Raw genomic sequence first — 20,498 nt, 5'->3', positions numbered from 1 at the left:
TAGTGCCTGAGATTCTCATTTTGAGTGGCAATCGCCAGCCAAAAACTTGCTTTGCTAAATAGACTGTCGTACCTTAATACTGGTACGATGAGTCTATAAGAATAAAAAGGTCAAACGTGACGATTAAACAAGAATCGGTGTTTATTAAACTCGCCGAAAGCCAAACCTTACATTTGCGCCGTATCAGTAAGACTGATGCGAAAGGCCCTACGGTGTTTTTTATGCATGGTGCCGTTGAAAATGGCAAAATCTTTTACACCCACAGCAACAAAGGTTTAGCGCCATTTTTAGCTGAGCATGGCTATGTTTGCTATGTGGCTGATTTACGCGGTCGTGGTGAAAGTAAACCTGCGATTTCAAAGCATGCAAAGTATGGCCAAACCGAGGCTATTTTAGAAGATATCCCCGCATTTTTAGATAAAATTAAGCAGCTTGAAGGCGAGCCTGCGCGTTATTGGGTGGCGCACTCATGGGGTGGGGTGTTAATGAACAGTGTGTTTGCCCGTTTTCCTGAGTTGATTGATGATGTGAAAGCCTGCGGCTATTTTGGTTCTAAACGGTCCTTGTATAACCATCATCCAAGCAAGTATATTCAAGGTAATTTGATCTGGTATGGCTTGGCGCCATTAGTTGCTCGTAAGCATGGTTTTGTGCCTGCTAAAAAACTGAAATGGGGCAGTGATGATGAAACCCGTAAATCACATTATCAAAGTATGCAGTGGGCTAAGCGTAAACCTTGGGTCGATACTGACGATGGCTTTAATTACGCCAACGCATTAGCTGATAAGGCACTTCCACCCATTATGCATGTGGCGGGTGTTAAAGATAAAGCCCTATGCCAGCCGATTGATATTGAAAAATTTATGGAAGAGTCGGGCATTGGTAAGCAAACGATGACCATTTATGGCCGTAAGTTTGGCCATAAGGTCGATTATGATCACATTAATATGCTTACTCACCCAAAGGCGCGTTTTGATCAGTTTGTTGACTTGTTGAACTGGTTTGAGACTCACGCATAAGCGTGTGCATTGCGCTCTCGTAGCGTTTGTATTTCTCTAATGCTTTATCACTTAACGGCTGTCTTACAGCCGTTTTGCTGAGCGTTGCCACCGGTTTTTTTGACTTATAAAAATCTAAAAACTGTGTGCTGTATTCAATGTTTAAGAACTTACACAGAGCTGTTAGTGTTTGTTCGCTGTCACTTATAAGTGCCTCATAGCTTAAATCAAAAACCGCCTCTGGCATCACGTTTTGCCAATGCTCCATTAACTGCTGATACAAATCAAAATACTGTTTAAACTCTGGGAGTGAACAAAAATAAGGTTCGTTTTCAGCAAAGTAGTTGCTAAAAACCGACCAAGCAATTGCATTATACTCGCGCTGCATATTAATAAACTTGGCATTAGGAAAAAGTAGGTAAATCAATCCAAGTGACTGATAGTTAGCAGGCAGCTTATTGATCATAAAGGGGCGTACAACTGGCGCTTGCTTTATTCGTTCAATATAAATAGTGCGGGCATTGTTAATTAGCCCTTGGTTCAGCTCTGCTAAGCAATCTGGGTAGGGGAGTTGTGTTTGTTGTTCAAGGTATGCAACAACCTGATTGCTGATACTGGCATCTTCGCCAAGGCTGGCAAAATCATCATGGCTTGCCAGCATTTGCTCTACCAGCGTTGAGCCACTTCTTGGCATGCCTATAATAAAAATGGGTGTAATTGTGCCTGTGAATGTTTTGTCTCTGGCATCAATTAGTTCAGCTGTATTTTGCTCTATGATGCGCTGATAAAACGGCACTAAGTCACGGGTTTTAAACTGCGTGAGTTTTGTTTGTAACTTATTAGCTAGGCTAAAGTAGTTAAAGGCTTGCTCGGTATCATTTAACTGATCATAGCTTTTACCAAGGGCATAATAACACACCATTTTTAAACGTAGATTATTGGTTAAAGTTAAAAACTGGTGTAGCTCATTTATGTAATTTTCTTCATTGCTAAAGCGCCCAAACTGCACAAGTTCAAATAAAATGTACGCCGTCACTGGATAATTTCCCATACCGAGTGCATGCTTTAAAATACTGTAGGCTTTGTCTAGCTCACCATAGGTTAAATAATGCTGGGCAAGATAGTAATGTGGCTCAGGGTTGTGGCTGGCAATTGATTTTGCATATTCGAGTACGGTTAAGGCATCTTGCGGTGAATGTACGCCATTAAAAGCATCGGCAAGGGCGTGGAGCGGTTCAAGCATGTGAGGTAGTCGCTCACAGGCTCTTTGTAAAAGGTAAACCGCTGCATCATAACGTTCTAAACGCAGTGCAATGCGGCCTAATCCAAATAACGCTTCGCCATTTTCAGGATCTGAATCGAGAATGGTTTTAAAATGAAACTCGGCCTCTTTCAGCTTGTTCTCATTCAGTAGTTGGTTCGCTTTTTCTAACAGCATAGGAATGGCGGGTTATTTGTTATTTTTATTTACTATAAAACGAAAAAGGCGAAATGTCTTTCGCCTTAGTTAACTATAAATATCCAGAATAAATCCGGGGTATCGACTTTCTAGGTTGATTGCTCAACCTAGAAAGCTGTTCTATTTAGAAAGTATACGTTGCTTTCACGTAATAGAAGCCGCCGTTGATACCATATGGCGACGTTTCGTAGTATTTACCACCCCAGTTATTGTTAGGGATGCCAGTACTATCGAAGAAATCAAGTTTCTCTGCTTCTTGGTCGAATAAGTTTGTCGCACCAACAGAGAAGCTAAGCTCTTCAGTTAGGAAGTAAGTCACTTCTGCATCAATCGTTACTGCCGCATCAGCTGTTTTCGCTGTTGCATCGTAATCTACGTGAACGCCTTGGTATTCGCCATAGTAGTTAACACGTGTAAATGCAGAGAAGTTCTCCCATTGTTGTGCCCAGCTAAGTGTTGCACGGTGGTTTGGTAAGTCATTTTCTAAACGGCTTACTTTAAATTCACCAGTAATAGGGCTCGACTTAGTTACTTCTGTGTCGTTCCAGTTGTAAGCTAAGCTGAATGTTGAGCTACCACCTAACAAATCAGTTGAGTAGTTAGCTACAGCATCAACACCTTGCGTTGTTGTATCGAAGTCATTCGTGAAGAAGCTTACTTGCGCTAAGTTTTGTACGTTTGGTACGCCTGCAGCTTCAAGTGTGTCTTTATCAGCTTGGCTTAACTCAATTTTATCTGATTGACTGATACGGTCATCAACCTGGATGTTGTAGTAGTCAACTGTGAAAAATAAGTCGCCAAGTGTCCAAACTGCACCAAATGTATAGCTTTGTGATTCTTCAGGTTCAAGCTCTGTACCACCTAATTGCACTGCAATTGGGTTTGTTGGTGGTAAAAGTGCCGAGTCAACTAGAACACCGCTGCTTAGGTTTGTTTGAACGTTACTTACATTCGCTTGACCAACAGTTGGTGCACGGAAACCTGTACTGATTGAACCACGAATGTTTAAGTCTTCAGTTAAGTGGTATTGACCAGTTAACTTGTAGTTAGTTGTTGAACCAAATGAATCATAATCTTCATAACGTAGTGCTAAGCCCATTAAGAAGTCTTCTGTGAATGGTGCTTCAACATCAACGTATGCAGCATAGTTACGACGTGTATACTCGCCCGCATCAGATGGTTTGAAACCAGGGAAACCATTTGAACCGATACCAAAACCTTGTTCAGTTAGTGGGCCTGCTGTGAAAGAGGCTACATCACCAGATACAACTGTGAAGGTTTCTTCGTGCCATTCTAGGCCACCGGCAACGTTTACATCGTAAGCTAAACCAAAGTCAAAACCTTTTGATAAATCAGCGTTAAAGTTTTTCTCTAACTGTGAGTATTTACCTGGGCTGAAATCGCGCGGGCTTTCTGGACCTAATGATGCATTGATTGTGTCGTAGATGAAGTAACGAGATTCGTTGTAACCAACTGTACCGCTTAAGTCATAGTAAGCACCTTCAAGGAAACCAGAAGTGATTTCACCTTTAGTACCAATTGTTAATGCAGTATCTGTGATGTTACCACCGAAGTTAGGTGTAAAACCGCCTGGAAGCATTTCGTTAAATGCAAAACAGTCTGGGTTGTTAGCAACTAGATCGATGTATCTTTGGTTATCTAAAACGTTATCATCAATCATGATATCGGTAGGACAGTTACCGCTCATATCGCCAGTTAAATCACCAACAAGGAGCGTTTCACCGCCGTCATTTGAGTAAACACCTGGGCGAGTGTGTGGGTTACGATAGTAGAAACCACCACGTACGTCACGCTCAGAGTAGTTACCAAACATGTAGAATTCAGATGAGTTGCTTAACTCAAGACCAATGTTACCAAAGATAGAAATATCGTCGTCAACTTCTGGTGCACCCCAAATCTGTGCTAGAGAAGATACTTCTGGCACGCCTGCAGCATCTAGTGCTGCTGCATCAGGGCGTTGCACTGAACGGCTAGTTGCATCAGCTGTTTTGTATTGGAAGCTTAGGTTAGCAAAACCACTATCGGTAAATGGTAGACCCACGTTACCTGAAATTTGTGTTGTATCGCCATCGCCTTCGTAGTATTCGCCTTGACGTATTTCGAATGAACCACCTTCAGAGGCATCTTTTAATACAAAGTTCATTACACCAGCGATTGCATCAGAACCGTATTGTGCCGCAGCACCGTCACGAAGTACTTCTACTTGCTTTAGGGCAATACTTGGAATAACTGAGATATCAGCACCTTGAGCACCATCATTGATACCACCACCTAAGAAGGCGATTACTGATGCACGGTGACGACGTTTACCATTAACAAGTACTAATGTACTGTCAGAAGGAAGACCACGCAAGTTAGCAGGGCGAACAAGAGACGCTGCATCACTAATAGGGTTTTGGTGAACGTTAAAAGAAGGAACTGAGCCTTTTAAAAGCTCTAGCATATCGGTGTTGCCGCCTTTATCTAGCTCTTCACCACCAATGATATCAATTGGTACTGGTGAATCACCGATTGAACGTGGCGCAGAACGAGTACCTACCACGGCAATTTTTTCTACGTTTTTGTTAACTTTTGTTTCTTCTGCTGCTTGCTCTGCAGCAACAACTGAACCCGACACAAACAGGCCAGCTGTTGTTGTCGCTAAAGCAAATTTAATTGCTTGTTGTAGCGCATTATTTTTGAATTTCATTCCGACTTCCCCAGTTAGAATATTTATGATTATGTCACCGAAGTTAAATAATAAACCTGGTGTAAATCTCTTATACAGCCTGTAAATTTATTTTGCAAATTGTTAATGGGATGTTGTTTTTGGCGTTTTTATTTGGGCGTTATTATTGTTTTTTTAATTATGTGCATGAAATTAAAGGGGATAATTTATTCTTAACTTTTCTTTTTGGTGTAAGAAAGTATATAAAATATCTAAAAAAAATTTAAAAAAGGAAATTTTTGAGTTGTTTTTGGGCGAAATCGGGTTTGGAACGGTTTATTTGGCTTGTTGCGGAATATTGTTTAATTGCCATTGCTTTAATTTTTCTCGGTATTCATCCCATACGCAAGGGCAACAGCTACCACCACCACAACATTCATCTGGGGCCGGCTTTTGGGGTTTTGACTCAGCCTGTTGTATAGGTTTGTTCATGTTTAATACTGAAAAACAATTACGAATAGGGTATTAAGAATAAAACAAAAACTAATATAAGTAAATTATGCTTTGTGAACTTAACATGCTGTGTGAAAATAGCCAAATGCGATTATACAAAGTTATTCATCGAGCCCCATTCAGAGTGGCCAAAATTACCAAAAAGCGTCAGACACTACGCTTCAAGCGCGCTATGGTAGCACTTAAAATCGCACTTGCCCAAGAAAAGCAAGAAACAAAAGAGATGCTTCATATCTATAGGCGATACACCCAAGGCCAAGCTACTAAAGAAGAATTGCATACTGCCAATGAGCAATTTTTAGATATATTAAAAGGACTCGGTTTAGGCGTATTTGCTGTATTACCTTTTGCCCCAGTGACAATTCCTTTGGTTGTAAAACTAGGTCAATGGGTTGGTGTTGATGTGCTACCTAGTTCATTTAATATCAATAAGTCGATTAAAGAGATTGATCAACAAGTAGAAAAAGAAGAAAAAGAGAAACAAAACAAAGACTGATTAGGTTTTGCTTATCTGATTTTGCCTATACCTTTTGTATCAAGATATTGGTATGCTTAAATACCTTTTCTTTATATCGAGTCGTTTAATGAGTTCATTAATTCGCCATTCTTCTACGGGAATTCCCCTGTCATTTATTGCTAAAGCTGACCTATCAACGTGGTTAACCGAGCAGCCGCAAGCCTTACAAAATTGGCTAACAAATTGTGATTTTAAAAACAAAGGCATGGCCTTAATTGCTGATAGTGAAACCGGTTCACTTGAGCATGTGTATTGTTTAGTTAATGATTTACAAGACTTTTGGTTAGCAGGTGACTTATCAACAAAACTGCCAGCAGGTTGTTATCAAATTCAAGGTGATGACAAATTTGTAGAACAAGTAGCGCTGGGTTTTGTGTTAGGTGGTTACGAGTTTAGTGAATATAAAGAAAAACCATCGCCACGTGCCACACTAGCTATTAAAGATGAAAGCTTAGTTAAGCGTTTATCGCAGCATGCAAGTGCTATTAATTTAGTGCGTGATTTAGTTAATACGCCTGCTGCAGATATGATGCCGCAACACCTATCACAAGTGATGGCTGATTTAGCCGACACCTTTGATGGTGAGTTTAGTGAGTGGGTTGGTGATGAATTATTAGAGCAAAACTACCCGACAATTCATATGGTTGGTCGTGCGTCTGAGAATAAACCGCGTTTACTTGATTTACGTTGGGGTGCAAAAGATGCTCCGCAGATCACCTTAGTTGGTAAGGGTGTCTGCTTTGATTCTGGTGGTTTAGATTTAAAACCAAGTTCAGGCATGCGTAACATGAAAAAAGACATGGGCGGTGCCGCGCATGTTATTGGCCTTGCACAGTTAATTATGGCTGCCAACTTACCAATTCGCTTACGAGTATTGGTACCTGCGGTTGAAAATGCGGTTTCTCGTAATGCATTTAGACCCGGTGATGTGATCAAAACACGCAAAGGGATCACTGTAGAAATTGATAACACGGACGCTGAAGGCCGTTTAGTACTGTGCGATGCACTTGCTGAAGCGCAAAACGACAACCCAGAGCTGATTGTTGACTTTGCAACCCTAACAGGTGCCTGTCGTATCGCTTTAGGTACTGAATTGCCGGGCTTTTTCGCAAATGACCGAGATGTTGCGAACAAATTAATGGATGCTGGCGAAAGCTGTCATGATCCAATTTGGCAATTACCGTTATTTGATCAATACAAAGCATTATTAAAAAGCGACGTAGCAGATATTGCTAACTGTGCATCAAGCCCATTCGGTGGTGCGATCACTGCTGCGCTTTATTTAAAAGAGTTTGTCGAGCCAAGCACGCCGTGGGTTCACTTTGATGTGATGGCTTGGAACTTACGTTCATTACCAGGTCGTCCTGCAGGGGGTGAAGCACTGGGTATTCGCGCTGTGTTTAATTACCTACAAGATCGCTTCCAATAATCTAGAGTTGGTAAAGCTCTAAAGGTAAATCATCGGGATCGGCAAAAAATGTAAATTGCTTCCCGGTGATTTCATCCACTCTTATTTCTTCAACCGAAATGCCTTGTTGTTCTAAGTACTGCTTAGATTTTGCAATATCAGCAACTTTAAACGCCAAATTGGCGTAGCCCTTGTGCCTCTGGATAGCTTGGTCTTTGTGGCGCTCCAGGAAACGAAAACAATTCTAATTGGCTACCATCAGGAAGTGCTAAATCTAACTTATACGAGTCACGTTCAGCACGGTATAGTTCGTGGATAATCGGCAGTTTTAAAATTTCATTATAAAAATGCTTTGATTTTTCATAGTTGCTACAAATGATTGCAGCGTGATGTATGCCTAATAATTCCATTATATAGTCCATTTTTTGCTCATAAAAAAACGCGGACTAAGCCGCGCTTTTCTACTAAAGAGTGTCGAGGATTACTCTGCCGCTTTACATGCTGCAACAGCTGGTGCAACAAGTTCAAGGCCTGTTTTATCACACTTAGGTAAGGCTGCATCAGATACCGCAATTGGTGTCACGCGTTCGCCCCATTTAATGTAACTTGCCGCCCAAGTTAAACCTGCACCAAAGGCCGCTGACATAATGTTTGAGTTTGGTTTGATAAGGCCTTGCTCAACAGCTTCACAAATTGCAATCGCAATTGTTGCAGCAGACGTATTACCGTAGTCGGCAATGTTCACCATTACTTTTTCATCAGCTACTTTCAAACGTTGTTGAATAGCTTGGATAATACGTAAATTGGCTTGGTGAGGAACTAATACGTCAATGTCATCAAGCTCTAACTGTGCTTGGTTTAGCACGTCGTCACAAGCTTCACTCATACCTTTAACAGCACGCTTGAAGATCTCGCGACCTTCGAATAATAAGTTAGACGGGCCAATTGGCTCGTACTTATTTAAATCGCTACCAAAGTTTTCGATGTGCAAGATATCGCGATCTTCACTGTCACACCCGGTTTTAGTCGCAAGTAAACCTGATGGTGTATCTGAAGCTTCTAATACAACGGCACCCGCACCATCACCGAATAATACAGCACTGTCGCGGCGCGCCCAGTTGATGTACCAAGTCATGCGCTCAGCAGCAATAACGACCGCTTTTTTGATCATGCCCGCACGAATTTGTGCCGTTGCTGCTTGTAATGCATATAAAAAGCCTGAACATGCAGCGTTAGTATCCATTGCTGCTGCGCCAACTGCACCAATATTTTTTTGCACTAAAGAGGCTGTATTTGCCACCATAGTTGATGGTGTACAAGTCGCAAGAAGTACAAGATCAATGTCTTTACCATCAACCCCAGCACAAGCAAGGGCTTGCTTTGCGGCAACGGTCGCTAAATCGGCAGTAGAAACATGGCTGACACGGCGAGATTTGATGCCTGTACGTGTTGTGATCCATTCATCGTTGGTATCAACAATATTGCTAATTTCATCATTGCTGATGCTTGCTGGTGGTATACATTTACCCCAGCCAGTAATTTGGGCATAAGACATAATGTGTTCTCTTTATGTGGTCAGACTTGTTAAATTTTTCCGAAGTTATATCAAAATTCACTTGTTAACACTAGTTCATTGCTGCGCTATGTCGTAAATAATGGCATTTACTCAGTATTTAAGTTAAACCTAGTATAAAAAAGAGGCGATTATGAAAAAAATAAACCCAAAAATAAGCACATTATCGGTACTGTCTTTATTATCTACGTTTGCTGTTAATGCACAAACCACCATTATTCATGCTGGAAAGATGCTGGCAGGCACTGATCAAGATGTCGAAGAGCAGCAAACGCTGGTTATTGAAGACAATAAAATTGCCGCAATAAAAGCTGGTTTTCTAACAAAGCAGCAATTAAACCTTAGTGATGCAGATGTTATTGATTTAAAAAATCAGATGGTATTGCCGGGTCTGATTGATATGCACGTTCATGTTACCTTTGAGCGAGATGTAAAACGTAACCCACACCAATGGGCAACTGAATACGAAGCCGATTACGCTCTTCGTTCTCTAAAGTACTTACAACGTACGGTTGATGCAGGTTTTACCTCTGTGCGCGACCTAGGTAGCAGCTATCAAGTTATCTTTCCACTAAAGCGAGCAGTTGAACGTGGCGACATTGTTGGCCCGCGCATTTTTGCAGCAGGGGATATGATCACACCGACCGGTGGTCACGGTGATATGCATGGCTATCGCCGTGATATCACCAAAGCGACAGAAGGGGGTGGCTTAGGGGTGTGTGATGGCGCTGCCGATTGCACTCGTGCAGTACGCGATGTAATTAAAAGCGGTGCCGATGTAATTAAAATTACCGCGACAGGTGGTGTATTAAGTAATACAGCGGCAGGGGTTAATCAGCAATTTACTGATGAAGAACTCAGTGCCATTGTAAACACAGCCCATCATTTAGGCCGCAAAGTGACCGCTCATGCTCATGGCACAGAAGGTATAAAAGCAGCACTTAGAGCGGGTGTTGATTCAATCGAGCATGGCTCTTTTTTAGATAAAGACACGGTTAAGCTTTTTAAAAAGCAAGACGCGTATTTAGTTCCAACGTTACTCGCTGGCGCAACAGTAAAAGAAGAAGTGCTAAATAACCCTAATATGCCAAAAGCAATTGCTGATAAAGTTGAAGTAGTTGCGCCAAAAATGGAAGCATCGTTTAAATTAGCATTAAAAAACAAGGTTAAAATAGCCTTTGGTACAGATTCAGGCGTATCTAAGCATGGTGATAATGCTAAAGAGTTTGAGTTATTGGTAAAGTATGGCATGACGCCAAAGCAAGCTATTAAATCTGCCACCGTTGAAGCTGCTAAACTATTAGGTCAAAGTGATAACCTCGGTGACTTGAGTGTTGGTAAACAAGCAGATATTATCAGCGTGAATATGAATGTACTTGATAACATTAGCGAACTTAGTCAGGTTCAGTTTGTTATGAAGGGCGGTAAAGTGCTCAAACAGTAAGGGTTACTATGGGCGGTAAAATTAAAGAGACGTTATTTAATCATTTAATTGATGCAGAGCGACAGCTCCTTGAGCCAGAGGTACGGCAATCTGCTGAAGCGCTTGATGCATTACTTGATGATGATTTTATTGAAATAGCCGCTGATGGCACGTCATTTAATAAGTTCCAAGTTTTAACCCGCCTGCCAACTGAGGTGGTACCTCAGTTTTATAATCAACATTTTAAAGGCCGAATGCTTAGTGATGATATTGCACAGCTAAGCTATCAAGCGGCCTTTAGACGTTCAGCTCGCTCAGAGTTTAACTACTCAGTGCGTATGTCACTGTGGCGTTTTAATGGTAAACAATGGCAAATGGTGTTTCATCAAGGAACGCCTTGTGCTGTTTTTACAATTTCAATGGACGATGATTAAGCTTAAAGAGTCCGTTATGCAAACCGATCCGGCGCTCAGTCGCCTATTAATTTTAAGAAGCGCCGCAATCGCCGTGCAGTTTGTAGCTGTGATTGCGGTGTATTTTCTGTTTGAATACCAAATTCCATTATTTCCTTTACTTGCTGTAATTTGTATTGAAGCAATCTTTCAGCTGTTAAGTATATTCGCTTACCGAAATGTCACGAAAGCCAAGCCAGCAGCTGTGTTGATGCAGTTGACAGCCGACTTATTGTTTTTAACTATTTTGCTCTCCTTAAGTGGTGGAGCAACAAATGCATTTGTTTCGTTATTACTGTTACCAATAATGATAGCGGCGGTGACTGTTAATGCGAAAGGGCTTGCTTACACAGCTGTGCTGGCAATCGCAGCTTATAGTTTTTTACTGATAAAAATGCCCGAACACACCATGCACCAAATGCAGATGACTCATCATTTTATTGGTATGTGGATTAACTTTGTTATAAGCGCCATCGTTATTGCCTTTGTAATTGGCACATTAAATAGTACGTTAAGAGCCAGAGAAGCTACTATTTCCCGTACCCGCGAGCAACAATTAAGGCATGAGCAATTATTAACGCTTGATGGCGCTGCCGCACAAGTAACGCATCAACTTGCAACGCCGATAGCAAACTTACAGCTATTATTTGAAGAGCTACAAGAGCAACAAGCTGATGACCCCATTGTGCAAGAAATGGCCAAGCCATTAGCTCAGTGTAAAGAGCAACTTGCTCATTTTAGGTCACTTTCAAATGCACTAAGAACCGGTGAAACACAACAAGCGATTAGTGCTAAAACATTACAAAACACCATTCAAGATGCGATGACTCTGCATTTTCCTGAGCAAAGCTTACAGTGGCTAAATGATGCCCCTGATTGTTCGATTTTAAGTGATGCTATGCTGTTACCGGCTATTTTAAACTTGTTGCAAAACGCCGTATCGGCAAATAACCATAATCAGCAACACAACATCGAAGCTAAATGGCAAATCGATGAGCAAATACTTTCATTGTCGTTACGTGATTTCGGTCAAGGATTTAGCGAGCAACAAATGGCATCATTAGGCGGTCAGCTCATGCCAAGTAGCGATGGAATGGGAATGGCAGTTATGCTTTCTAATGTAACCTTAGAGCGCTTAAATGGCTCATTAACACTCAGTAATCACCCACAGCAAGGCGCGATTGCGATGGTTAGTTTAAAAATTGTATGAAACTTTTAATTATTGAAGACGATGTAAACCTAGCCAGCACGCTTGCGAGGCGCTTTGCAAAACAAGGCTTCACATGTTCACTTGCTCATAACGCTGAGCAAGCTTTACAAAAAACAACCACTTTTGAGGCAAGCCACTTTCTGGTGGATTTAAAACTCGGGGATGATAACGGCCTTGCGCTAATTAAACCTTTAAGAGAACAATTTCCTTCAGCTCGTATCGTATTGCTCACGGGGTTTGCCAGTATTGCCAGTGCAGTAGAAGCGATACGTTTAGGTGCTGATGACTACTTACCAAAGCCTGTCGATTTCAATTCATTATTAAAAACAATCTTGGGTGATGTTGAAGCTGGTGCCTCATCGGTAAACCAAGAGCCAAGCCAGATAATGTCGCCAGAGCGTCTTGAGTGGGAGCATATTCAACATGTATTGCATAGCAACAATGGTAATATCTCTGAAACTGCGCGCCAACTGAATATGCACAGAAGAACCCTACAACGTAAATTACAGAAAAAACCCGTACAACACTAGATTGATTGTTTATTAAACTGAAATAATCCAAGGTTTAATGCAAAAGTATGGTTTAAGTGTAAATGGGTACAAATCTCAGCCTTTTTGATTTGCTGCATCGCTGATCCTTAACTAAAGTCAAATTAACCCTGTTAGTTGTATGAGTCTGGTGTATGCATTTTTCTGAACTTAATTTCTTCGCGATCTTTTTTGCTGCCCTTGCATCTTTTCTATTAGGCGCTGTGTGGTATTCACCTTGGCTTTTTAAACGTATTTGGATGGAAAGCTGTGGTTTAACTGAACTTGACCTGCAAAGCATCAACCCAGTAATGGTGTTTGGCGGCAGCTTTGTTTTATGTTGTTTAATTGCATTTAGTTTATCGTTATTTATTGGCGCAAATGTCAATGTGGGAGTAGCTGTTGGCACAGGGTTTATTATTGGCCTGTGCTGGGTTAGCTGTGCCTTAGGTATTGGCTATATTTTTGAACAACGCCCATTAAAATTGTTCTTAGTTAATGCAAGTTATTCAATATTACAGTTTTCTGTTATCGGCTTAGTTTTGGGGCTCTGGCCCTAACATGTTAAGGTAAGGTTTTATTTTAGCAATGTAGTTGTAATGGCAAAACCAAACAAAAAAGGCCCGACCAAAACAGTCGATATTTTTTGCTCACAATGTAAAACCCAATTATTTAAATACCGCAAAGGTGGAAAAGGAGCGTTGGTTAAATGTTTTGTTGAACGTATTAGCCAAGACTTTACCAATGAAACAGGTATCTGCCCTGACTGCCAACGTCAATTCGCCCGCGAAACCATGATCCGCGGCGCACCTGCTCTAAAAATCATCGGTGGTAAAGTGACCCATAAATAGAATTAAAAAAACGGACATTTATCCTCGTTTCTTCCTCATGCTCTGATACTATTGACCGGTTTGCTGTTTCAATGAATGAAAACAACCCACCCCATGGATTGGGCCAGTTGTATGGGTATAAACACATGAACAAAATGGACTCACGCACGTGATAGCACTTTTATTTGATATTATTGGCATGACAGGCACATTCTTAGTGGTTGGTGCTTTCTTTTTATTACAACTGAATAAAGCATCGCCAACCGGCCTTGTGTACAACATGATGAACTTAACAGGCGCGATTCTGTTACTAATTAGCCTTTGTTATAACTTTAACCTTGCTAGTTTTGTTATCGAAATTTTCTGGATAGCGGCGTCACTTATTGGTTTATATAAGTACATCAAGGCAAAGCGTACTGGTAATGTTGAAACAGCTTAATTAAGCTTGGCTCAACAAAATTAAAACCCATTTTTATCTGAAAGTGGGTTTTTTTGTATCTACTTCCGAGAACTCATCAACTAAAACTATAAAAACATTGCAAGCTTGCCAATCTTTTGTATTAATAGTGTAAACAAGGTGTTGCTTTTGCAGCATGGGCTATTAGTACAGGTATCTCGCAGCGTGAAGCTTTTAAGATGTTCAGCACTTTTTTCAATTGCAGTTGCCTCAACCATTCCAATGGTTGCAAATGCGACTGACGAGCAAGACTTATTCTCTTTAAGTTTTGAAGACTTGCTTAATGTGCAAGTCGATATTGCTAGTAAAACCAGCGAAACCCTGTCTTCTGTTCCCTCGACAATGAGTGTCTTTAGTCGTAAACAAATTCAAGCACTTGGTGTTGATAACGCCTATGAGGTAATGAACTTTGTGCCGGGTATGCAATCAACCCGTGGCGATTGGGTTGGTGCTGTGCCTAAAGATCATGCTCGAGGTGTATACCTTGATAGCGGCAATGTACTGGTGATGATCAATGGTGAGCGTGTCAATGAATCATCATTTGGTAAAGCCTCTGTTTACATGCCTTATATTCCTATTGAAATCATTGAAAAAATTGAGTTTATTCGCGGTCCAGGCTCGGCGCTGTATGGCAGTAATGCGTTTTTAGGGGTGATGAATATTGTTACTTCTAAAGAGCGAAATGCTCTGCAACTTGTGGTTGGCAATAATGGTCGCTACGGGGCAACAGGGCAGTTCAATACCTCTTTAAGTGATGATACATCACTCTTTGCGAGTTTTTCGTATGATCAAAAAGACGGCGAAAGCTACCTGCAAGGAGTAAAAGACCCTCTTGAGGCGCTTTACCTAGAAGCGGGTGTTGATTACAAAAAGCTGAAACTACGCGCGCGCTACAATGAAACCTCTCTTGATGAATTTTTAAACCTTGCCGGCTATTCAACGCAAAATCAACACACCAGTGATAACACCTTTGTTGGCGTTAAATATAACTGGATTAATAACGATAAGTTAAAACTAGACTCTAGTTACTCGTACACTAAACATAATATCTCAAGTGCTGGTTTAATCGCTGCGTTTGACGATATACCTGACTTTTTACTTGGTCCAGCTTGGCAAACGACCGATAGCAAATTTGAGACTGAACTGAGTTATCAATTTGAAAATCAATGGCAGCTTGCGGCGGGTATAGAATACGCAGAGGCGAAACAAGTCGAAGCAGGGGGGCGTACTAATTACTATGATGATGAGTCGATGTTAGTGATTATTGACCCCGCTTATTATCAGCAAGGTATCGTGACTGTAATGGACTTTCCTGAATTTGCATCACTTAAATATACCTTCGAAACATATAGTGCCTACGGGCAGTTAAAAATACCTTATTCAGAGGCACTTACTTTATTTGTAGGGGCACGCTACGACGATGTGAAAGACATCGACAGTAAACTTTCGCCTCGACTTGCGGGTGTTTATGTAATAAACCCAGAGCATACCGTTAAACTGCAATATGGCGAATCGTTCAGAACCCCGGTTACGAATGAGCTTTTTTCAAATGATGATGTCACTGTAGGCAACCCGTCACTTCGCTCTGAGTCGGTAAAAACCACTGAGCTTGTTTGGCATTATCAAACCTCAGAGTTACAAGCTAATGCTGTGCTTTTTTATAATGAACTCAATGATTTTATAAATATTGAGCCAACGCAATCTAATGATGCCTTGTTTACTTTTACAAACTCATTTAATACTCAAAACAGTGGTATTGAGCTTGATGCTACTTGGCAATCAAGTAAAGAGTTCACTGTAACAGGTACCTATACGCAATACTTTGAAGATCCAATTAATGCGAGCTTTAAGCGTTTTGCAAGCTTAGTGAGTAGTTATAATTTATCTGACAGCTGGCAAGTGAGTTTAAACCTATTGTGGCGTGATAAAGTAGAAGTAAGTTCTGTTACCGGTGCTCACTTTAAACAGTCTGCCTATAGCTTATTAGGTGGCAGCTTGAAATGGCAGTTAAACGCAAACAGTCAACTAATGCTTAAAGCAGAAAACCTGTTAGGCAAAAAATATAATGTGTTTGATCCACGAATGGACAATGGCGCTGTCGCTGGTACAACAGAAGATTTATCGTTACACTACCAGTTCAATTTCTAGTTGCGCTGCTCGCAAAGGTTTGAATGTCGTCATTAAGTAAAAAGTTAGTTATTGCAGGTGCAATGCTTTTATTGTTGCTTGTATTAGTTTTTTACGTCGGACGCGCTCACGACTATCAACAAGCAGAGCAACAAAGCCGTGTTCAAGCTACTCAGTTAAGTCATTATTTTTCAAGCGAATTAGCCCGATTTAAAACAATTCCGACCTTAGTCAGTGCCAATGATTTAGTTAAATCTTTTGTGGTTAAGCAAGGTATAGGCGAGCAAGCTGTTAATTATTATTTAGAAGATATTCAACGTGCCAGCGGTGCATCAGATGTCTATTTAATGGATTTAACAGGCTCGGTGGTGGCAAGTAGTAACTGGCAAGTTGATTACACCTTTTTGGGTAGTAACTTTGCTTTTCGACCTTATTTTTATTTAGCCAAGCAAGGTGAAAAAGTAGCTTATTTTGCTTTAGGTATGCGCTCAAGTGAGCGGGGCATTTACTTTTCAGAGCCGGTTATTGATAAAGGCAAAGTTATTGCCGTTGTCACTTTAAAAGTGAATGCTAAAAAGTTTGAACAAGACCGCCAGCTACTTAATGCATCAGACAGCACCCACTTTTATATTGCACTAGAAGATAGCGTTATTGTGATGTCAGACGTTGAGGACTGGCGATTAAAGTCACTTGAATCGCTTAACGACGAACAAATGGCTGCTTTGGTTAAGTCGCGCCGCTACTTGTCTCATAAACCGAGTTTACTTAATCATAATCATAAGTCTTTAAGTGAACAAACCGCACAGCAAAATATTCAGCTTAATGGCAAGCAAGCGCGCTTTATTAGTGCCACAGAAACAATAGACATTATAAATGCCAAAGCCAGTGTGCTGGTGGATGTAACTAATGTGGAGCTTGCGCAAATACCTCGGCTGCTTTGGTTTAGTGTGTTTTATGCTATTGCTGTTGTGCTTATTCATATGGCGATGGTGCGCTTTGCGGGCTACAAAAAGCTCTTGTTTTCAAGACATAGCCTTGAGCAAGAAGTAATTGAACGAACCCAAGCGCTCGAAAAAGCGCAAAAAGCACTGATCCAAACAGCTAAGCTTGCAACGATAGGTCAATTAAGTGCGGGCATTAACCATGAAATCAATCAGCCCTTAAGTGCCATGAACACTTATTTAGTAAGTGCAAAGAGGCTGCTTATTAAAGGCAATATTGAACAAGCCAGCGAAAATTTAGTGCTGGTGCAATCTCTAATAGAGCGTGTTCACAAAATTGTCGCTCAGCTTAAACATTTTAGTAAACCCGCACAAACCCAACTTAGGCAGCAAAGCTTAGCGAGCATGTTAAAAAATGCGTTAATGATCGCCAGCGCCCAGTTAAAGCAAGACGATATCGAGGTAAAAGCTGCTGATATTGATGCAAACATAACGGTGTGGGTCGATAGCGTTAAGTTTGAACAAGTCTTGGTCAACGTGATCACCAATGCTAGCCAAGCAATGAGTGAATCTGAAAAGCGCGAATTGAGTTTCGACCTCGAACTATTCGACGACCGCGTAAAACTCTCTATTCTTGATACAGGCCCAGGTATTGATCAACATGCATTGGGTAACATCTTTGAGCCATTTTACAGTACTAAAACCAGCAACGGTTTAGGTTTGGGTTTATCTATTTCACGGCAAATTATCGACTCATTTAACGGTCGATTATCTGCGCATAACCGCCCTGAAGGTGGTGCACAATTTATAATAACCTTACAAACAAATAAGGAACCATCATGAGTGTAGTTGCAGCGACCTGTAATCAGGTAATCGTTATTGATGACGAAGCGGTGATACGCGATTCATTAAAGCAACTCCTTGAGATTGAAGGTTATCAAGTTCAGTGTTTTAGTGAGCCAACGGCGGCACTTTCAAAATTGAGTCGTCGTTTTGAAGGGATTGTTTTAAGTGACATAAACATGCCAAAAATGGACGGTTTGGCATTTTTAGAACAAGTGAAAGCCTTCGATAGTGAACTACCGGTTATTTTTCTTACCGGCTTTGCCGATGTATCTGTTGCTGTTAAAGCCATGCAACTTGGCGCTTATGATTTATTCGAAAAGCCACTGACAGAGCAATTTTTAGACTGTATTGCACGCGCTTCAGAAAAACGTGCTTTAGTGATGGAAAACCGCGCCTTAAAAATTGCTGTAGAGAAAACCTCTGCGCCCGGTGTGCGAATTTTAGGTGAAACCGAGCAAATGCAACAAATGATGCATTTACTCAATGCGGTTATAGATACTCCCGCCGATGTTCTAATAGAAGGTGAAACTGGAACTGGTAAAGAATTAGTTGCCCGTTACTTACATGATCAAAGTAACAGATCAGCGGCTAACTTTGTTGCCATAAACTGCGGCGCAATCCCCGAGCAACTGATTGAAAGTGAGCTATTTGGTGCAGCCAGTGGCGCATATACAGGTGCTACGCAATCTCGCCAAGGTAAGTTTGAATTTGCTAAAGGCGGTACTGTCTTTTTAGATGAGATAGAGTCAACGCCTGCAAGTTTACAAGTAAAGTTATTAAGGGTGCTTGAAGAGCGTAAAGTAACACCTGTAGGTGATAACCACGCCATTGATTTAGACGTGCGTATAGTTGCAGCGACCAAAGTAGACTTAATGACACTGGTCGAAGCAGGGGAGTTTAGAGCCGATTTATATTACCGCTTAAACTTAGTTAAAGTGAATATTCCGGCATTACGAGACAGAAAGGCTGATATTCCACTGTTGTTTAAACATTTTAGCTCGATAGCGGCGACACGTTTTCATAAACCACCTGCACCACTAAGTAGTGAAGCAAAACAACGACTTCTTGCCTACGATTGGCCGGGTAATGTACGAGAGCTTAGAAATCAGGCCGAACGTGCGGTATTGCTAGGCTCTGATCTGGCCTTTGCCTCGTACAGTGATGCAAACAGTGACAACGAGCTTGCTCAAGACTTAAGCCTTGCCGAGAAGATTAGCTTTTACGAGCAGTCACTCATCGAAGAAGCGCTAGAACGAAACAACGGCAGCATAAAAGACACCATGGTCACATTACAAATTGCACGTAAAACCCTCTACGACAAGATGACCAAATACGGCATTAATCGCGAAATGTTCAAAGACTAAGCAACTCTCTCACATTAAACTCTTCACAATGGGTGGAACTGGTGACAGCACATTTTTAAAAATGTGTGGATATCCACCCATAAAAAACAGCTACTTTTATATCAACAAAGTTAATTCACTGTTATTTAACAGCTTTTTTAAAATTAACCAAGTTGGCAACCAACTTGCCTTAATAGTTAGGAACAACAATTTGAACCTAATAAGGGGCGCATAATGACAACAATATTCACTCATACAAAAACACGCGTAGCAGCGGCCGTGATTTTAGCGAGCACAGCTGGCTCAGCAATGGCAGCAGACTACGCGGTATACGGTAAAGCAGAAGTTCAAATAGCAAACACAGATACAGGCGTTATGCGTTATGCAGATGAAGGTACGCAAATCGAGGCACCTTTTTCTCGTATTGGTATTAAAGGTAGCCACAAACTAACTGAGTCGCTTAAAGCAGTATTCAAATACGAAGTTCAAGTGAAAGGTTTTGAGCATGACGATACCAGTGAGCCATTTTCAGCTCGTAATACATACTTAGGCCTTGCAGGCGATTTTGGTGAAGTGGTTGTCGGTCGTAACGACACTCGTTTTAAATACTCAGAAGGTAAAGTAGACGGTTTTAACGAAACCCAAGCAGATATTGCACAGCTGATCCCAGGTCAAGACCGTATCGGCGATACCATTACCTACAGCTCAAAAACATATGGTGGCGCATCACTTGCGTTAACTTATGCACCAAAAGATGACAGTAGCAACGATGAAGATGGTTTTGCGGCAACGGTTATTTATGGTGACCGTGCATTAAAATCTAAAGACTATTATGTTGCTATCAGTCATGTTGATGCACTTAACAAGTTGACAGCAAGCCGTGTTGTTGCAGCATGGAAACTTGATAACCTACAGTTAGCGGGTTTACTCCAGCGTAGCGAAACAACCGACGGTACGAAAGAAGGTAATGGCTATGCACTTAGCGCAAGCTATGCAATCGATAAATGGGTACCTAAGCTGCAATATGTTAAAGACGATTCAAAAATTCGCCATGCTGAAGAAGGTAAACAATGGACAGCAGGTGTAGACTATGTTTTTGATAAACAAACCACAGCATACTTATTCTATACTGATTTAGATTTAGAACTTGAATCAGACAACAGCGTTGCAATTGGCCTTAAATACAAGTTCTAAGGAGTTGGTATG

Annotated in this window: 18 protein-coding genes and 1 pseudogene; 14 read left to right on the top strand and 5 right to left on the bottom strand. The window is 41.2% G+C overall.

The genetic code is table 11. The annotated features are described in order from the left end of the window. Positions 1-116: 116 nt before the first annotated feature. Positions 117-1,019, top strand: coding sequence for an alpha/beta fold hydrolase (locus HUS62_RS14690; protein WP_175080111.1), 903 nt, complete (start codon positions 117-119; stop codon positions 1,017-1,019). Here the strand turns inward: HUS62_RS14690 and HUS62_RS14685 are convergent. The 3 genes from HUS62_RS14685 to HUS62_RS14675 all read right to left on the bottom strand — a co-directional run bounded on the left by HUS62_RS14685 (position 952) and on the right by HUS62_RS14675 (position 5,617). Beyond that, positions 952-2,436, bottom strand: coding sequence for a sulfotransferase (locus HUS62_RS14685; RefSeq protein WP_175080110.1), 1,485 nt, complete (start codon positions 2,434-2,436; stop codon positions 952-954). The two genes, HUS62_RS14690 and HUS62_RS14685, sit on opposite strands and share 68 nt — an antisense overlap. Before the next feature lie 145 nt (positions 2,437-2,581). Beyond that, positions 2,582-5,167, bottom strand: coding sequence for a TonB-dependent siderophore receptor (locus HUS62_RS14680; RefSeq protein ID WP_175080109.1), 2,586 nt, complete (start codon positions 5,165-5,167; stop codon positions 2,582-2,584). A gap of 294 nt (positions 5,168-5,461) precedes the next feature. Beyond that, a complete protein-coding gene (locus HUS62_RS14675) occupies positions 5,462-5,617 on the bottom strand; it encodes an oxidoreductase-like domain-containing protein (protein ID WP_175080108.1) in 156 nt (51 codons plus the stop codon). Between the two features lie 106 nt (positions 5,618-5,723). Between HUS62_RS14675 and HUS62_RS14670 the strand changes: the two genes are divergently transcribed. Together HUS62_RS14670 and HUS62_RS14665 are read left to right on the top strand one after the other, a co-directional pair. Next, positions 5,724-6,134 (top strand): hypothetical protein, encoded by a 411-nt coding sequence (locus HUS62_RS14670; protein ID WP_054563995.1) that lies wholly within the window; start codon positions 5,724-5,726, stop codon positions 6,132-6,134. An 88-nt stretch (positions 6,135-6,222) separates the two neighbouring features. After that, on the top strand, positions 6,223-7,584 hold the full coding sequence (locus HUS62_RS14665) for a M17 family metallopeptidase (protein ID WP_175080107.1): 1,362 nt from the start codon (positions 6,223-6,225) through the stop codon (positions 7,582-7,584). Position 7,585: 1 nt separating this feature from the next. Here HUS62_RS14665 and HUS62_RS14660 read toward each other — a convergent pair. Both HUS62_RS14660 and HUS62_RS14655 read right to left on the bottom strand, forming a co-directional pair. After that, positions 7,586-7,973 (bottom strand): annotated as a pseudogene (locus tag HUS62_RS14660) (VOC family protein). Between the two features lie 71 nt (positions 7,974-8,044). After that, positions 8,045-9,118: a ketoacyl-ACP synthase III gene (locus HUS62_RS14655; protein ID WP_175080106.1), complete on the bottom strand. Its 1,074-nt coding sequence runs from the start codon at positions 9,116-9,118 to the stop codon at positions 8,045-8,047. 151 nt (positions 9,119-9,269) lie between these two features. Between HUS62_RS14655 and HUS62_RS14650 the strand changes: the two genes are divergently transcribed. The 11 genes from HUS62_RS14650 (at position 9,270) to HUS62_RS14600 (ending at position 20,486) form a co-directional block, all read left to right on the top strand. Beyond that, a complete protein-coding gene (locus HUS62_RS14650; protein WP_175080105.1) occupies positions 9,270-10,580 on the top strand; it encodes an amidohydrolase family protein in 1,311 nt (436 codons plus the stop codon). A gap of 8 nt (positions 10,581-10,588) precedes the next feature. Next, positions 10,589-10,993, top strand: coding sequence for a DUF4440 domain-containing protein (locus HUS62_RS14645; protein WP_054563972.1), 405 nt, complete (start codon positions 10,589-10,591; stop codon positions 10,991-10,993). A gap of 16 nt (positions 10,994-11,009) precedes the next feature. After that, a complete protein-coding gene (locus HUS62_RS14640) occupies positions 11,010-12,221 on the top strand; it encodes a HAMP domain-containing sensor histidine kinase (RefSeq protein WP_175080104.1) in 1,212 nt (403 codons plus the stop codon). Beyond that, positions 12,218-12,751, top strand: a complete 534-nt coding sequence (locus HUS62_RS14635; protein ID WP_175080103.1) for a response regulator transcription factor — start codon at positions 12,218-12,220, stop codon at positions 12,749-12,751. The genes HUS62_RS14640 and HUS62_RS14635 overlap by 4 nt, the downstream gene beginning before the upstream one ends. 152 nt (positions 12,752-12,903) lie before the next feature. After that, positions 12,904-13,308: a DUF1761 domain-containing protein gene (locus tag HUS62_RS14630; RefSeq protein ID WP_175080102.1), complete on the top strand. Its 405-nt coding sequence runs from the start codon at positions 12,904-12,906 to the stop codon at positions 13,306-13,308. Positions 13,309-13,347: 39 nt separating this feature from the next. Continuing rightward, positions 13,348-13,599, top strand: a complete 252-nt coding sequence (locus HUS62_RS14625) for a hypothetical protein (protein ID WP_054563976.1) — start codon at positions 13,348-13,350, stop codon at positions 13,597-13,599. A 148-nt stretch (positions 13,600-13,747) separates the two neighbouring features. After that, complete coding sequence (locus tag HUS62_RS14620) at positions 13,748-14,017, top strand: hypothetical protein (RefSeq protein WP_054552127.1); 270 nt, start codon at positions 13,748-13,750, stop codon at positions 14,015-14,017. A gap of 147 nt (positions 14,018-14,164) precedes the next feature. Beyond that, positions 14,165-16,183 (top strand): TonB-dependent siderophore receptor, encoded by a 2,019-nt coding sequence (locus HUS62_RS14615; RefSeq protein ID WP_258536787.1) that lies wholly within the window; start codon positions 14,165-14,167, stop codon positions 16,181-16,183. 23 nt (positions 16,184-16,206) lie between these two features. Beyond that, positions 16,207-17,946, top strand: a complete 1,740-nt coding sequence (locus tag HUS62_RS14610) for an ATP-binding protein (RefSeq protein WP_130167552.1) — start codon at positions 16,207-16,209, stop codon at positions 17,944-17,946. Further along, positions 17,943-19,313, top strand: a complete 1,371-nt coding sequence (locus tag HUS62_RS14605; protein ID WP_175080101.1) for a sigma-54 dependent transcriptional regulator — start codon at positions 17,943-17,945, stop codon at positions 19,311-19,313. The genes HUS62_RS14610 and HUS62_RS14605 overlap by 4 nt, the downstream gene beginning before the upstream one ends. A gap of 213 nt (positions 19,314-19,526) precedes the next feature. Next, the gene (locus HUS62_RS14600) at positions 19,527-20,486 is read left to right on the top strand and encodes a porin (RefSeq protein ID WP_175080100.1); all 960 of its coding nucleotides are present in this window, start codon (positions 19,527-19,529) and stop codon (positions 20,484-20,486) included. Positions 20,487-20,498 lie beyond the last annotated feature (12 nt).

Source organism: Pseudoalteromonas sp. 0303, assembly GCF_013349995.1.
Classification (GTDB): domain Bacteria; phylum Pseudomonadota; class Gammaproteobacteria; order Enterobacterales; family Alteromonadaceae; genus Pseudoalteromonas.
This window is presented reverse-complemented; position numbering and strand designations above follow the sequence as displayed.